Raw genomic sequence first — 14,910 nt, 5'->3', positions numbered from 1 at the left:
TGTATAACTCAACAACGCCATCCCCTGGAAATCCGCATGGTTACTGGTTAGGAAAAGCGTCAGCATCGCTTTGCTCTTATACAGTCACCGTCATTTCAAAGAAAAATCAACGCGACTCGCTTTTGCTTTAGCCGCATCATCTTTGGCACCTTGATTGCCGGATTTTGAACCCAGTATGAAAATACGTTCTGCGGGTACCTGACCGGATTGCAGCAACCAATCCTTGACCGCTTGCGCACGACGATTGCCGAGTGCGGTCAGGTCGTCGTCGCTGATGGTGGTGTTGGCGATCATCAGTTTTTCCATTTCATCCACAGGCAAGTCTTTTTGCAGGCCGACCATATTGCGCGGTTTCTTGAAGTCGGCATCCTTGTAGACGCGCTTCAACAAAGCCGGGTATTCCTGTGGCGTCACCTTCACGCTGCCGGCATCGGCAGATTCGCCGCGTGCCACCATGTCTTTCAGTTTCAGTGCGCGTACCTTGCGGTCTATCGATGCTTTTTTCAAGCCTTCACGATCGGTTTCCGGATCGCTACGGCCGGTGATTTCCAGTTTCAATGCAGGGCGATCGAGCAGTATTTTTGCCATCGACTGAAGTTTCTTTTCGCCGGTATCGTTGATCGCAGCGCGACCGACGTCGAATTCCAGATTCGACAATTCTTCACCGCCGCCGAACAGGGAGCCGATCAGCGCGAACGGTGCGGTCACCGCTTTCGTGATGAGGTTGACGATCACTTTGACGATGATGCCGCCGACGGAGAATTGCGGGTCGTCGAGCGAGCCGCCGATAGGCAGGTTGATGTCGATCACGCCGTTGCGATCGCGCAGCAGGGCCAGTGCAAAACTGACTGGCAGATTGGGTACATCGGGGCCTTCCAGCTTGTTACCGAGCGTGAGCTGCTCCAGGACCAGGCGGTTTTGTGCGCTGAGTACGCGGTTTTCAACCTGATAGGCCACTTCGAAGGACAGCTTGCCCTTCTCTATGCCATAGCCGATGTAGCGGCCGGAATAAGGCGACAGCGGTGCCAACTCCATACCGTGCACTTCCGCCTTGATATCCATCGTCAGATCGCCCTTGAGCGGATTGATCTTGCCGGCGATGGCGAGCGGTGCGCTATTGACCTGGCCTTTCAAATCGACATTTGCGCTGGAGTTGGGATCGGATGACAGGCCGTTGATCGTGCCGCCAAACTTCTTCAGGTCGGCCGAGTAATTCGGTTTGATGAAGTTATCGGTAAAGCGGATGTCGCCGCCGCGCAGCGTGAGTTTTTTGATTTTAATCGGCGGGATGTCGCTGGTGGATTTTTTTGGTGGCGGCAAGACTGCAGTGCTCGTCGCCACTGCAGGCGTGGCTGTGGCTGGCTTGTGTTCTTCAGTGACGCTCTTCTGGCCGACGGTTTCGCTACGTTTCACGTCCTGCAGATTGATGCGGCCGGTAGGGTCGATGATGATGCGGGCGAAGAAGTCGTTCAGCGCAACCTGATCGATGCTCAGCGAAAATGGCGACAGTTTGACATCCATGCCGCCGAAGCTCAGCGACTTCCAGCGCAGGAATTCATTGGTGCTGAGTTTGTCCACCGTTGCCAGATTACCCAGCGTCAGATCGCCCTTGAAGCCGCCCAGCAAGGCATCGCCTTTACCCTGATCGACTTGCAGCGTTCCCTTGCCGGAAATGTCGGCGCGCGTCAGCAGAATATTCACTTGATCGGTGAAGTAGGGCTGCAGCTGCATGATGTCGACGCTCTTGAAATCCAGCGCCAGATTGGTATGCAGTGGCGCCATGCCGACGCTGCCGTTGACGGCCAGCTGACCGGTTTTATTGAAGGTCGCTTTCAGATCTATCTGCCCGCGTGCATTTTCCCTGGTGGACAGGTTTTGCATCGCCAGGTTAAGCGGTTCGATCACGGTGACGGCAGGACGTTTCAGGCTGCGATCTTCCAGTCGTGCCGACCAGTTGCTGATGTTGACCTTGTTGATGTTGACGATGTAGGCGGCATCATTTGCGGCCGAGGTTTTTTTCTTCGCGGCGTTGGTGCTGCCGGCTTTGGGTATTACGACTGCTTCGCGTCCGGCTTTCCCTTGCTGCAAGGCGAACCCGGCCTGGTTCGATGCCACTTCATCGACAGTGACGATTTTTTTTCCGATATCGACTTCTATCTTATGCACCGTCAGATCGAATTTGTCGATATTGGCCAGCACCGGATGGGTCTCATGCGCATCGACGTAACGCAAGGCTGCATTGCGCACTTCCAGTTCCGCCAGCGCGAAGGTGAATGCGGCCGGAGGTTTGGCTGGTGCTGGCGTTGCAGATGCAGTGTTTGCTGTGGGTGCTTGCGCTGAACTGACCGACGTAGTGGCAACGGAGGTTGTCGCTGCCGCTTTCTTTGCGCTGGCGTCAGCCGATGGCGTTGGCGGCGTCAGCAGATTGTCAAAATTAAACTGGCCGTTGGCTTTGCGCGTGATATCCGCGGCGATGCCGTTGATGGAAAGTTTGGCGACTTCAAATCGTTCGCTCAAGACGCGGGCTTCGTTTAGCGTGACGCTTAATTCCGGCAATTTGACGATCGAGTTGCCGCTTTCATCGTTTACTTGCAAGGATTTGAGTTTGATATCGCCGCTCAGGAGCAGGGCTGGAGCCTGATCCTTGGGTTGACGAAATTTGGCCGTCATGTGCAGATCGAGTCGCGCACTCGGTACCTTGAAGTGCGGCGTGCCGGGGATGTACTTCAGGTAAGAAGTCAGATCCATATCGTCCAGATTGAGGTCGACCACGGCATCGACAGTATCTGCAAACGGATGGGTTTTCCCCTTGATCAGCAGCGGAGAACCGTTGACGGTGGCGCTCAGCAGAGGTTCGACAAAGACATCGGTCTGGGACGGCAGCGACGATACAAACGGCACGCCGATTTTCAGATCGGCTACCTGGTGTACGGTTTGTGCCGGCCTGTCATCGAATTCGATGCGGCCTTTGTCCAGTTCGATATTGAAAACGGAAAAGCGCGCCGGCTCGGGTGAGGGTGGCTGGCTGTTGATCAGCGCGATGATGTCGTCGATGTTGTAGTGCGTCGCATCCTTGCGCACCAGATGGATATAGGGTGTGCTCAACTGTACTTGCTGCACTACGGGCGCCAGACGGAACAGCGACTTGTAGGAGACATTCACCATCAGCTTTTCAAAACTCGCGAAGACGACATCGCCTTCCGGTTCCATCAGCTTCATGTCGTGGATGGTGACTTGCATCGTGTAGGGATTGACTTCGACCTTGCCTATCGTGGTCTGGCGGTGCAGTTTTTCGGTAATCAATGTTTCCGCTTGCGATTTGATGATGCCCGGTAGCGCAAAGTAGCCGAACAGGCCGAGCAGAACCACGAATGCGAGCACGCCGATAGCGCTACGCCGTACTGCCGGGCGGGCTGAAAAATTGCGGAGGAATAGCGCGAGTCGAGGGCGGATGTTAGACATGGGAGTTCAGCATGAGCCGCGAGTGAGTGTTCAGGAATTCTACCAGTCAGGCAGAAAGGATGTTGTCGATATGAACAGAAGATGTGCTGCCGCTTGATGCGCAGCGAAGCAGGCTGCGCGGCAGTGTCATCTGCCGCACAGCCTGTTATTTCTCTTCGGGGAAGGGGTAGACTTCACCGGTATCGGCGCTGGCTTCGTGTTTGCCGGTGCGCAAATTCCGATAGACCGCCGCCCGCATGAGCAGCATGGACACCACCGGCGCCGTCATCAGGATGAAGACGGCGATAATGATTTCATGTATCACTGGCCGCGATTGCAGTACGGTGAAATACAGCATCGACGCCAGCAGCAGGCAGCCGGCACCGAGCGTGACGGTGATCGCCGGGCCATGGATGCGCTGATAGAAGCTGGGCAGACGCATCAGGCCGAGGGCGCCGATCAGTATGATGCTGCCGCCCAGGATCAGCAGCAATGCCATCGGCAGTGCGGCCCATGCGGGGACGTTCTCGAATCCGTTCATTCAATAATCTCCCCGCGCATCAGAAACTTGGTCAGCGCCATGGTTGAGACAAAACCCAGCAGGGCGATCATCAGCGCCGCCTCGAAATAGATCAGGTCGCCGAAACGTATGCCCAGCATTAATGCCAGCAGCATCGCGCACATCCACAAGGTGTCCAGTGCGAGCACGCGATCATGCGCCGTCGGGCCTATGAGCAGGCGGATCGTGCAGAACAGCATCGCCAGCAGGATGCAGATGAAGGCGAATCCGACCGCCAGCTGCAGCAGTGTCGTCATGCGAGCTTTCTCCTATTTGAAAATTTCGATCAGCGGTTTTTCGTAGCGCGTCTTGATGGTATTGATCCACCATTGTTCATCGTGCAGGTCGAATACGTGTAGCGACAGTTCGTAGTTGTCAGGCAGGATTTCCACCCACACCGTGCCCGGCGTCGAATTGATCAGGCACGACAGCAGTGCCAGTCCGTACGGATTGCGGATATCGAGCGGAATCCGGATGAACTGCGAGTTCAGCTTGTCGCGGCGGGAAGATAAGATCAACCAGCTGACATTGAAGCACGAACGGATTATTTCGATCAGCGCCATGCCGAGCAGACGCAGCAGCAAGTATGGTTTCGCCAACCGTGGATAAGCGAGTGGCTGCAGCGGTCGCGTCAGCAGCGGCACTACAACGGCAAGTACGGCGCCCAGTAAGATTTGCGCCGGTTCCAGGCTTTCGTTGAGCAGCAGCCAGAACAGCAGCAGCACGAAAGACATCATCGGTGAAGGCAGCCAGCGTTTCATGGCAGAGTTCCTTCCTTGCGCATGCTCGGCACCACAGGCTCGGATAGTACGCGCTCTATATATTGCGCGGGGCGATGCAGATCGGCGCTGGCGCGTCCCAGATAGTCGAAGACAGGGCCGGCCTGCACGGTCAGGGCCACACACAACAACAGCAGAAAACTGATCGGCAATACTTCCGTGACATGCAGGCGCGGCGAAGTGATCGTACTCGAGGCCCAGAATGTCCGCACGCCGAAACGCAGCAATGAAATAATCGCCGCCAGACCTGACAGTACGATGAGCGCCATCAAGGCCCATGTGGTGGAAGTGACGGTGATGTTCGCTGCATCCGGATTCAGCAGCGCATGGAACAGACCGAACTTGGCGACGAATCCCGACAGCGGTGGCAGGCCGGCGATGATGAGCGCACAGCTGGAAAAGGCGAGGCCGAGGAAAGCCATGGCGCCCGGAATGCCGACGCCGGCCGTTTCCTCCGGCGCTTCTTCAATGGCGAACGCTTCCATCGTCAGTGCCAGCATGCTGGCGCCAGCGGAGCGTATGCGGTCTATCAGTTCGATCAACAGGACGAAGGCGGCGACTGCCAGCGTCGAACCCAACAGGTAATAGAGACCGGCGGTGACCAGCGATGCCTGTCCGTAGCCCACTACTGCCAGCAGCGTGCCGGATGAAGCGATGGCAGCGTAACCGGCCATGCGCCCCGGTACTTCACTGGCGAGCATGCCGGCGGCGCCGAACACGATGGTCGCCATGCCGCCCCACAGCAGTGCGTTGAAACCGAAACCGCTGGCAGCGCCGGCCTCAGGAGAAAAGACCAGCAGCCACAGACGCAGAATGATGTAGGCGCCGACCTTGGTCATCAGCACCAGCATGGCGGCGATAGGCGGCGAGGCGGCGGCATAGGTGGTCGGCAGCCAGAAGCCGAGCGGCCACATGGCGCTTTTCACCAGGAAAGCAATCGCCAGGATGGCGACGCCTATCTTCAACAGCATCAAATCTTCTGTGCCGATTTCGCTTATGCGCGCAGCCAGATCGGCCATGTTCAACGTGCCGGTGCTGGCGTAGATCAGCGCCACGCCGATCAGAAACAGCAGCGACGCGGCCAGATTGACGGCAATGTACTGCATGCCGGCGCGTATGCGGCTGGTGTTGTAACCGTGCAGCACCAAACCGTAGGATGCTGCCAGCATGACTTCAAAGAATACAAAGAGATTGAACAGGTCGTGCGTCAGGAAGGCACCGTTGATGCCCATCAGCAGGAACTGGAAGAGTGTGTGGAAGTGCACGCCAATGCGACTCCAGCGCATCATCGAATACAGCAGGGCGGCAGTCGCCAGCAGAGCGGTCAGCAGCAGCATCAGTGCGGACAGGCGGTCGGCGATCAGCGCAATGCCGAAGGGCGCCGACCAGTTGGCCGCCAGATACACGCCTATATTGTCGCTCCAGTGCGCGCTGTCGGTCAGCTTCACCAGCATGATCGCAGCGGTGAGTTGCAGCAGCACCGATGAAAAATTGATGAGGAACTTGAACTGGCGGCGGCTCTCGTTGACGATGATCAGTAGCGCGCCGCACAGCAGCGGTAGCAGCACCGGCAGCAGAATCAGATGTTGGCTCCAATCCAGTTTCATTATTCGGATTCCTCGCCATCAACGTGATCGGTGCCGGTCAGGCCGCGCGAACCGATCATGACCACCAGATAGAGTGCGGTGGTGGCGAAGCCGATGACGATGGCGGTCAGCACCAGCGCCTGCGGCAGCGGATCGCTGAACATGGCGAGATCGGGCACGCTTGTACCTAGCGTCAGCGGCGGCTGGTTCACCCACAGCCGGCCCATGATGAAGATGAACAGGTTGACGGCATAGGACATCAGCATCAATCCGGTCAGCACCTGAAAGCTGCGCGGTCGCAGCAGCAACCAGATGCCGGAACCGAACAGCACGCCGATGGCGAGGGAGATAACAATTTCCATCAGATGATTCCTCGCTGGTTGGCGGCCGGCTCCGCTGGCGTGCCGGCTTGCGGACGACGGCTGCGGATGGTTTGATGCGCCAGCGCGACCAGAATCAGCATGGTGGAGCCGACCACGACGACGAACACGCCAAGGTCGAAAAAGAAGGCGCTGGGCACATGAATTTCTCCGAGCAGCGGCAGCGTCAGGTGCGCCGTGTGGCTGGTCAGGAATGGATAGCCGAGTATGCTCGCACCGAGGCCGGTCAGACATGCAATGATCAAGCCGAACGAGAGCCAGCGTAGCGGACGCAGATGCAGGTGTGACTCCACCCAGGTGGTGCCTGCCAGCATGTACTGGATAATGATGGCGACCGCGAAGATCAGTCCGGCGACAAAGCCGCCGCCCGGCAGGTTATGTCCGCGCATGAAAAAGTACGCCACGACCATGCCCATGAAGGGCAGCAGAAAACGCAGGTAGACGCCGGGAATCATCAGGTAGCCGCTATCGACCTGTTCCGCTGGCGACTGTTGTGCGGCGAAGTCCCTGTTGTTGAGTTGCTGTTCCGGAATGGCGATGCTTTCCGGCGCCGGGCGGAAGCGCCGCAACAAGGCATACACGGTCAGTGCCACGATGCTCAGCACGGTGATTTCACCCATCGTATCGAAACCGCGGAAATCTACCAGCAGCACATTGACGACGTTACTGCCGCCGCCTTCCGACAGCGCGCGCAGCAGGAAAAAATCGCCTATGCTTTCTGGCTGCGGATGCATCAGCACTACATAACTGACAGCAGCAATACTCAGTCCGCCAGCGATCGCCAGCACCATGTCGCGCGAACGGCGCAGCCAGACGGTGCGCGGTACGTCCATCTCGAGTTCTTTCGGTGCGATGCGGCGCGGCAGCCAGCGCAGGCCGAGCAGAATCAGCACGGTGGTCACGGTTTCCACCATCAACTGTGTCAGTGCAAGATCCGGTGCGGATAGCCACAGAAAGGTCATGCTGACAACGACGCCGGTGCCGCCAACCATGATCAGCGCGGCCAGGCGGTGATACTTGGCCTGCCATGCTGCCGCGATTGCGCACGCGCAACCGATCAGCCACATCAGCGCAAACAGTGGATCAATGTCGGTCAGCGATACGGCGGCCAATGTCGGCAATGGCCGCACCAGCAGCAGCGGTACGGCGATCATCGCGGCAATCATCAGAAACAGCTGCGGTTGCAGACGTTTTGTGCCCAGCCATTTCACCAGCAATGCCGCGCCGGCTGTAAGGCGCAGCATCGTGCTTTCGTATGCTTGCGCACCGCTCAATCGATGGAACACCGGCACGCGATCGCGCGACTGCAGCGTAAAGTATTTGCGCAGAATGACATACAGCAGCACGCCACCGGCGAGTGCGGCAAAGCTCATTGCCAGCGGCAGGTTGAAGCCGTGCCATATCGCCAGATCGTAAACGGGTGCGCGTGCGCCAAGAACCGACACCACTGCGCTATCCAGAAACGGTTTGATACTCATGCCCGGAACAATGCCGACGATCAGGCACAGCAGCACCAGACATTCAACCGGGAAGCGCATCCAGCGCGGCGGTTCGTGCGGTGTCTTCGGCAAATCTGACGGCAGCTTGCCGAAGAACACACTGATAAAGCGCAAGGAATAGGTCACGCTGAAAATGCCCATGGCGAGCGCGGCATACGACATCCACCAGCTTTCCGTGCCGCCGACCAGAGCGGTTTCGGCAAAGAACATTTCCTTGGAAAGAAAACCGTTGAGCAAAGGTACGCCCGCCATCGCGGCGCTGGCGACTACCGCCAGCCTGGCCGTGATCGGCAAGCCATGCCGCAGGCCGCGCAGCACGCGCATGTCGCGGGTGCCGGTTTCATGATCGATGATGCCGGCCGCCATGAAGAGCGACGCTTTGAAAATCGCGTGATTCACCGTGTGGAAAATTGCCGCCACCATGCCCAGCGGCGAACCGATGCCCAGCAATACTGTGATCAAGCCTAGATGGCTGATGGTGGAATATGCCAGCAAGCCTTTCAGGTCATGCTGAAAGATCGCGACAAAAGAACCCAGCAGCAAGGTGCAGACGCCAGCGCCGGCAATGATCCACATCCATTCTTCCGTACCGGACAAAACAGGCCAGAAGCGCATCAACAGGAACACACCGGCTTTGACCATCGTCGCAGAATGCAGATAGGACGATACCGGTGTAGGTGCTGCCATCGCATGTGGCAGCCAGAAATGGAAGGGAAACTGTGCGCTTTTGGTCAAGGCGCCGAGCGCAACCAGAATCAGCGCGGCCAGATACCAGTCATGTGCGCGAATTTTATCGCCGGCGGCCAGCACCGCCTCGAGATCGTAGCTGCCGACGATGTGGCCGATAATCAACACGCCGCACAACAGACACAGGCCGCCGGTGGCGGTGACGGTGAACGCCATACGCGCGCCGCGCCGCGCATCGATCCGGTGATGCCAGTAACCGATCAGCAGAAAAGAGGTAATGCTGGTCAGTTCCCAGAACACAACCAGTTGGATCAGATTGCCGGACAGCACGACGCCCAGCATCGAACCCATGAAGGCGAGCAGAAAAGAGAAGAAGCGTGGAACCGGGTCCTGCTCGGACATGTAATAGCGCGCATACAGCACGACCAGCAAGCCCACACCCAGCACCAGCATCACGAACAACCACGCCAGCCCATCCATGCGCAGGACAAAATCCACGCCGAATGTCGGCATCCATGCGGCCTGGTAGCGTATGACTTCACCGCTACCCACTTGCTGATACAGATAGGCCGATACCAGCAGCCCGAATAAAGCGATACCTCCGGCCAGTATTGACTCGCGATTGCGGGCGTTGGCCGGCATGCATGCGGCGATCACGCTGCCTATGAAGGGCGCGACGACGATGGCGAGTAGCAATAGAGATTCGGGGGTTCTAAGCATGCGCAGTCAATAATTCAGCAAGAACGATCAGCCGGCATTAGCGGCAATGCTCGTATGAGCGCGTGAAGTTCTGATTGATAAAAAATATCTCCTCAATATATTCAGAGATGGGCGAACGATATACGGCGGTCACAGTCGATGACTGGATACTACTCTCAACAGCCGGACCGAAGCCCGACGGGGTGCGTTGAGTGCAATGCGTGATAACGCAAGGCGGTAATCAATGCGCCGTTTTGTGCGCATTGATGTTTGCTTCGATCAACATTATAAGGGTATGCGGAAGCTGTGCGGGCAAAAAATCATTGCACTTGCCTGCGCTTCCTGCTTCCGTTACCGCGCCAGTGGACCCAGCGAGCCGATGACTATCGTCAGCAAGCCCAGTATCAGGTTGATGCCGACCAGCTTGCGGATCTGCCCCATTGCGGCGCCGCCGGCTTTCCATTCCTGCGCAGCGACAGCGCGTTTCAAGCGACGGTAGGGGGCAAAAAATATGTGCGCAAAGATCAGGGCCATGATCACGCCGAGGACGAACATCAGGGTGATATAGACTGGCGGCTTGCCGATCAGGGCCATCATGTACAGGCCGCTGCCGAAGATCAGCGCAATGGAAATCCAGACCCATACGAAAAATTTTGTGAAGATGCCGGCCAATAAAGTCAGCCTTTGTGGTGGTTCCAGCGTGACTGCGGCGACGGGCCGTAATGCGTTATGGGCGAAAAACATGCCGCCTACCCAAACGGTGAAGCCGAGAATATGCAAGAATTTCGCGATGATCATGATGTGCTCTTTGCGGAAATGGTGTCGGGAGCCATAGGGTAGCCGAAGGCCTGCGGATTACAAAGAAAATTGCAGACTGTGCAAGGGAATCGCTCGTATCATGCGTTCCGCAACAGAAATGAGCGCAGTGTGCGTACCTGCTTGCGCAATGTTATTTGTACCAAGAATTATCTGGAGATGTAAATGCTGGGCTGGTTTGAACGATTGCTGCACCCGTATCAGGACGAAATTCCCGCCACTCCGCCGCGCGGATTCATTGCCTTTGTATGGGCATGTACCAAGGGCGCACGGCGTTATGTGGCCGCGATGACCATATTGACGGCGATGACAGGTGCTTTCGAGGCGTTGCTGTTTGCGATGATGGGCCGCATCGTCGATTGGCTGGCCAAGGTCGAACCCGCCATGCTGTGGACGCAGGAGCGCAGCAGTTTGCTGTTGCTGGCAGCAGTGGTGATGTTGAGCACGGTGCTGGTGGCCTTGCAGACTTTTTTCAAGCATCAGACGCTGGCGGGAAATTTCCCCATGCAGTTGCGCTGGAATTTTCATCGCATGATGCTCAATCAGAGCATGGGTTTTTATCAGGATGAATTTGCCGGGCGTGTCGCCACCAAGGTGATGCAGACCGCGCTCGCCGTGCGCGACGTGTGCATGATTACCGGCGACATTCTGGTCTTCGTCATCATTTATTTCGTCACGCTGGTGAGCGTGGTCGGCACCTTCAATACCTGGATGATGCTGCCGTTCTTGAGCTGGGCTGCGATATACGGGCTGGCCTTGCGTTATTTTGTGCCGCGCCTGAGCCATGTTTCCAGAGCGCAGGCGGATGCGCGCTCGCTGATGACAGGCCGCATCACTGATGCCTATACGAACATCAGTACCGTCAAACTGTTTTCGCACGCCGGTCGCGAAGCCGGTTATGCGCGCACCGCGATGCAGGAATTCATGTCTGCTGTGCATGGGCAAATGCGTCTGGTCAGCGGTTTTGAAATCGTCAATCATGCCTTGAGCATGCTGCTGATACTCAGCACCGCCGGTGTCGCATTGTGGTTGTGGACACAGGGGCAGGTGGGCGTTGGCGCAGTCGCTGCCGCCACCGCGATGGCCTTGCGGCTGAACGGTATTTCACACTGGGTCATGTGGGAAATGGCAACGCTGTTCGAACAGGTCGGCACCGTGCAGGATGGCATCAACACCTTGGCGCGTACACATACGGTTACCGATGCGGCAGATGCGGCGGCGCTGCAGGTGATGCACGGCGAATTGAAGTTTGAAAATGTCGGCTTCGCCTACGGCGGCACGCGCACGGTGATCGATCAATTCAATCTGACCATACGCCCGGGTGAAAAAGTGGGACTGGTCGGACGTTCGGGCGCCGGCAAATCGACGATCGTCAATTTGCTGCTGCGCTTCTATGATCTGGAGCAGGGGCGCATCCTGATCGACGGGCAGGACATTGCACACGTCACGCAAAACAGCTTGCGCGCGCAGGTCGGCATGGTGACGCAGGACACTTCACTGCTGCACCGCTCGGTGCGTGAAAATATACTGTACGGGCGCCCCGATGCCAGCGATGAGGACATGATAGACGCGGCCAAACGGGCAGAGGCACACGATTTTATTTTGACCCTGAGCGATGCCAAGGGACGCACCGCTTACGATGCGCATGTCGGCGAACGCGGCGTCAAATTATCCGGTGGCCAGCGGCAACGCATTGCGATTGCGCGCGTGATGCTCAAGGATGCGCCGATTCTTTTGCTGGATGAGGCAACCAGCGCACTTGATTCGGAAGTGGAGGCGGCGATTCAAGCCAGTCTGTATGAGCTGATGGAAGGCAAGACCGTGGTGGCGATTGCCCATCGCCTGTCAACGATTGCGGCGATGGATAGATTGATCGTGCTGGATAAAGGCCGCATCGTCGAACAGGGTTCGCATCGTGAACTGCTGCAACAGAATGGATTGTATGCGCGTCTGTGGGCGCATCAGAGCGGCGGATTTTTGGGCGAAGAGGCGGACGACGAGCAGATCGTCGTCAACGCCTGAACTTCTCCCGCGCGTACGTTTAACCCTTGGCTGCGTGCGGTTTTGCTACCAGCAGCAAGGCGATCAGCGTCAATAGCGAGGCGCCGGAAAGGTAGTAGCCAACGTAATGCAAACCGTAATTGGTCGCCAGCCAGGTAGCCGCATACGGCGCCAGCGAGGCGCCGAAAATTCCGCCCAGATTGAAGGTCAGGGAAACGCCGGTATAACGGATTTCAGCCGGGAAAAGTTCCGACAACATGGTGCCTAGCGGGCCGTAAGTCATGCCCATCAAGGCGAGTCCCAGGGACAGGAATATCGTCACGCTGATCATGCTGTTCGCAACAAACATCGGTGCAATCAGCACGCCGAACAGCATCATCGCGATGGAGATGACTATCATCGTGATGCGTCTGCCGTATTTGTCCGCCAGCAAGGCAGAGGCCGGAATAGTCAGCGCAAAGAACACCACGGCAAATAATTGCAGAATCAGGAATTGCTGGCGCGAATAGCCGAGCGCGGTCGTCCCCCAACTCAATGCGAATACCGTCATCAGATAAAACAGCACGAAGGTTGCGAGTGCAATGATGGTGCCCAATACCAGCATGCGACCATGTTCGCTGAATACGGTGGCCAGTGGAATTTTGACACGCTCGCCCTTATCCAGCACCTTCTGGAAGGCCGGCGTTTCGGTAATTTTCAAGCGCACATACAAACCGACCAGTACCAGCACTGCGCTGGCGAGGAAAGGGATGCGCCAGCCGTAGCTGAAGAATTGTTCGTTCGTCAGTACTTCGCCCAACAGCAGGAAAATCCCGCCGGACAGAAAGAAGCCCAGCGGCGCTCCCAGTTGCGGAAAGCAGCCATACCAGGCGATCTTGCCCGGTGGCGCGTTTTCAGTTGCCAGCAAGACAGCGCCACCCCATTCTCCGCCCAGACCCAGGCCTTGACCGAAGCGGCACAAGGCCAGCAGCAATGGTGCGAAGGTGCCGATGGCAGCATAGGTCGGCAACAGGCCGATCGCCACGGTTGAAATCCCCATCGTCAACAGCGCTGCCACCAGCGTCGCCTTGCGGCCGATACGGTCGCCGTAATGGCCGAAGACGGCAGAGCCGACAGGGCGCGCGAAAAAGGCAATCGCGAAGGTCGCCAGCGATTGCAGCATGGCTGCGGTCGGGCTGGACGATGGAAAGAACAGTGTCGGAAACACCAGCACTGCAGCGGTGGCGTAAATGTAGAAATCGAAAAATTCGATCGTGGTGCCAATCAGACTGGCAAATAATACGGTGCCTGGCGAATTTATTTTTTTGCCATTGGCATGATGACTGCTCATTATTGCTTTCCCTGCTTGCTATTTTTATTATTATTTTCGATCAGTCATGCGGGAGTTGGCTTGAGCCGACTGTTACGCCATGCGCCTGTTGATCCGCGTGGTAGCTCGAACGCACCATTGCACCCACTGCCGCATGCGCAAAGCCCATCTTGTAGGCTTCTTCTTCATACATCTTGAAGGTGTCCGGATGTACGTAGCGACGTACTGGCAGATGATCGCCGCTAGGCATCAGGTACTGGCCTATTGTCAGCATGTCGACATCGTGTGCGCGCATGTCGCGCATGACTTGCAGCACTTCTTCATCGGTTTCGCCGAGGCCGACCATGATGCCGGATTTGGTCGGCGTGTTCGGATGCAGCGCCTTGAAGCGCTTGAGCAGGTTCAGCGAGTATGCGTAATCGGAGCCGGGACGCGCTTCCTTGTACAGGCGCGGTGCGGTTTCCAGATTGTGATTCATGACATCGGGCGGTGCGAGATTGAGAATCTCCAGCGCTCTATCCACGCGGCCGCGGAAGTCCGGCACCAGAATTTCTATCCGTGTATTTGGCGACAGTTCGCGCACGCGGCGTATGCATTCGGCAAAGTGGCCGGCACCACCGTCGCGCAGATCGTCACGGTCCACCGAGGTAATGACGACGTAGCTCAGGCGCAATGCGGCGATGGTTTTCGCCAGATTTTCCGGTTCGTTCACGTCGAGCGGATCGGGACGGCCGTGGCCGACGTCGCAGAACGGGCAGCGCCGGGTGCACTTGTCGCCCATGATCATGAAAGTCGCGGTGCCTTTGCCGAAGCATTCGCCGATGTTGGGACAACTGGCTTCTTCGCACACTGTCACCAGATTGTTGGCGCGCAGGATGTCCTTGATTTCGTAAAAGCGGGTCGATGGCGATCCGGCCTTGACGCGTATCCAGTCCGGTTTCGGCAAACGTTCCATAGGCACCACCTTGATCGGGATGCGTATGGTTTTGGCCGAACCTTTTTGTTTTTCGCTCGGATTGTAAGCGGGAGCAGGAGGTGTGGAGGATTCTGGATTGGTATCGATCGTCATTGGGCTGGTCGCTCTTCGTCAGGTGTCCTCATGGCAGTGCCGGGTGCGGCGCTGGATAAGGACGCGCGGCGCCGACGTTGGTCTT

The 14,910-nt window shown here is 57.4% G+C and carries 11 protein-coding genes; 1 reads left to right on the top strand and 10 read right to left on the bottom strand.

The window, feature by feature from the left end; translation table 11 throughout:
• Positions 1-90: 90 nt before the first annotated feature.
• The 8 genes from ACIQW9_RS10320 to ACIQW9_RS10285 form a co-directional block, all read right to left on the bottom strand.
• The gene (locus ACIQW9_RS10320; RefSeq protein WP_402336285.1) at positions 91-3,462 is read right to left on the bottom strand and encodes a DUF748 domain-containing protein; all 3,372 of its coding nucleotides are present in this window, start codon (positions 3,460-3,462) and stop codon (positions 91-93) included.
• Between the two features lie 145 nt (positions 3,463-3,607).
• Entirely contained in the window at positions 3,608-3,982 is a 375-nt protein-coding gene (mnhG, locus tag ACIQW9_RS10315; protein WP_402336283.1) for a monovalent cation/H(+) antiporter subunit G, read from the bottom strand.
• Complete coding sequence (locus tag ACIQW9_RS10310; RefSeq protein ID WP_402336280.1) at positions 3,979-4,257, bottom strand: K+/H+ antiporter subunit F; 279 nt, start codon at positions 4,255-4,257, stop codon at positions 3,979-3,981. Before ACIQW9_RS10310 ends, mnhG begins: the two co-directional genes overlap by 4 nt.
• A 12-nt stretch (positions 4,258-4,269) precedes the next feature.
• Complete coding sequence (locus ACIQW9_RS10305) at positions 4,270-4,761, bottom strand: Na+/H+ antiporter subunit E (protein WP_402336277.1); 492 nt, start codon at positions 4,759-4,761, stop codon at positions 4,270-4,272.
• Entirely contained in the window at positions 4,758-6,386 is a 1,629-nt protein-coding gene (locus ACIQW9_RS10300) for a monovalent cation/H+ antiporter subunit D (protein WP_402336275.1), read from the bottom strand. Before ACIQW9_RS10300 ends, ACIQW9_RS10305 begins: the two co-directional genes overlap by 4 nt.
• Positions 6,386-6,727: a Na+/H+ antiporter subunit C gene (locus ACIQW9_RS10295; protein WP_402336272.1), complete on the bottom strand. Its 342-nt coding sequence runs from the start codon at positions 6,725-6,727 to the stop codon at positions 6,386-6,388. The genes ACIQW9_RS10300 and ACIQW9_RS10295 overlap by 1 nt, the downstream gene beginning before the upstream one ends.
• On the bottom strand, positions 6,727-9,651 hold the full coding sequence (locus tag ACIQW9_RS10290) for a monovalent cation/H+ antiporter subunit A (RefSeq protein WP_402336269.1): 2,925 nt from the start codon (positions 9,649-9,651) through the stop codon (positions 6,727-6,729). Before ACIQW9_RS10290 ends, ACIQW9_RS10295 begins: the two co-directional genes overlap by 1 nt.
• Before the next feature lie 330 nt (positions 9,652-9,981).
• Complete coding sequence (locus ACIQW9_RS10285; RefSeq protein WP_402336266.1) at positions 9,982-10,428, bottom strand: CopD family protein; 447 nt, start codon at positions 10,426-10,428, stop codon at positions 9,982-9,984.
• A 183-nt stretch (positions 10,429-10,611) separates the two neighbouring features.
• Here ACIQW9_RS10285 and ACIQW9_RS10280 point away from each other — a divergent pair, with 183 nt between their 5' ends.
• The gene (locus ACIQW9_RS10280; protein WP_402336263.1) at positions 10,612-12,468 is read left to right on the top strand and encodes an ABC transporter ATP-binding protein; all 1,857 of its coding nucleotides are present in this window, start codon (positions 10,612-10,614) and stop codon (positions 12,466-12,468) included.
• Positions 12,469-12,487: 19 nt separating this feature from the next.
• On the opposite strand, the gene ACIQW9_RS10275 is transcribed toward ACIQW9_RS10280, so the two are convergent.
• Positions 12,488-13,777 (bottom strand): MFS transporter, encoded by a 1,290-nt coding sequence (locus tag ACIQW9_RS10275; protein WP_402336260.1) that lies wholly within the window; start codon positions 13,775-13,777, stop codon positions 12,488-12,490.
• 40 nt (positions 13,778-13,817) lie between these two features.
• Positions 13,818-14,825 carry a lipoyl synthase gene (gene lipA, locus ACIQW9_RS10270; protein ID WP_402336258.1) on the bottom strand — a complete coding sequence of 336 codons (1,008 nt, stop codon included), beginning with the start codon at positions 14,823-14,825 and terminating at the stop codon, positions 13,818-13,820.
• Positions 14,826-14,910 lie beyond the last annotated feature (85 nt).

This window comes from Herminiimonas sp. NPDC097707, assembly GCF_044761395.1.
Classification (GTDB): domain Bacteria; phylum Pseudomonadota; class Gammaproteobacteria; order Burkholderiales; family Burkholderiaceae_D; genus Oxalicibacterium.
The sequence above is the reverse complement of the archived record's forward strand: the minus strand, read 5'-3'. Positions and strand labels throughout refer to the sequence as shown.

What these genes read in the sequence shown, in the direction of transcription:
- ACIQW9_RS10275 (WP_402336260.1), bottom strand. Translation starts at nt 13,777, where the DNA reads ATGAGCAGTCATCATGCCAATGGCAAAAAAATAAATTCGCCAGGCACC.
- ACIQW9_RS10320 (WP_402336285.1), bottom strand. Translation starts at nt 3,462, where the DNA reads ATGTCTAACATCCGCCCTCGACTCGCGCTATTCCTCCGCAATTTTTCA.
- ACIQW9_RS10310 (WP_402336280.1), bottom strand. Translation starts at nt 4,257, where the DNA reads ATGACGACACTGCTGCAGCTGGCGGTCGGATTCGCCTTCATCTGCATC.
- ACIQW9_RS10280 (WP_402336263.1), top strand. Translation starts at nt 10,612, where the DNA reads ATGCTGGGCTGGTTTGAACGATTGCTGCACCCGTATCAGGACGAAATT.
- mnhG (WP_402336283.1), bottom strand. Translation starts at nt 3,982, where the DNA reads ATGAACGGATTCGAGAACGTCCCCGCATGGGCCGCACTGCCGATGGCA.
- ACIQW9_RS10290 (WP_402336269.1), bottom strand. Translation starts at nt 9,651, where the DNA reads ATGCTTAGAACCCCCGAATCTCTATTGCTACTCGCCATCGTCGTCGCG.
- ACIQW9_RS10295 (WP_402336272.1), bottom strand. Translation starts at nt 6,727, where the DNA reads ATGGAAATTGTTATCTCCCTCGCCATCGGCGTGCTGTTCGGTTCCGGC.
- ACIQW9_RS10305 (WP_402336277.1), bottom strand. Translation starts at nt 4,761, where the DNA reads ATGAAACGCTGGCTGCCTTCACCGATGATGTCTTTCGTGCTGCTGCTG.
- ACIQW9_RS10285 (WP_402336266.1), bottom strand. Translation starts at nt 10,428, where the DNA reads ATGATCATCGCGAAATTCTTGCATATTCTCGGCTTCACCGTTTGGGTA.
- lipA (WP_402336258.1), bottom strand. Translation starts at nt 14,825, where the DNA reads ATGACGATCGATACCAATCCAGAATCCTCCACACCTCCTGCTCCCGCT.
- ACIQW9_RS10300 (WP_402336275.1), bottom strand. Translation starts at nt 6,386, where the DNA reads ATGAAACTGGATTGGAGCCAACATCTGATTCTGCTGCCGGTGCTGCTA.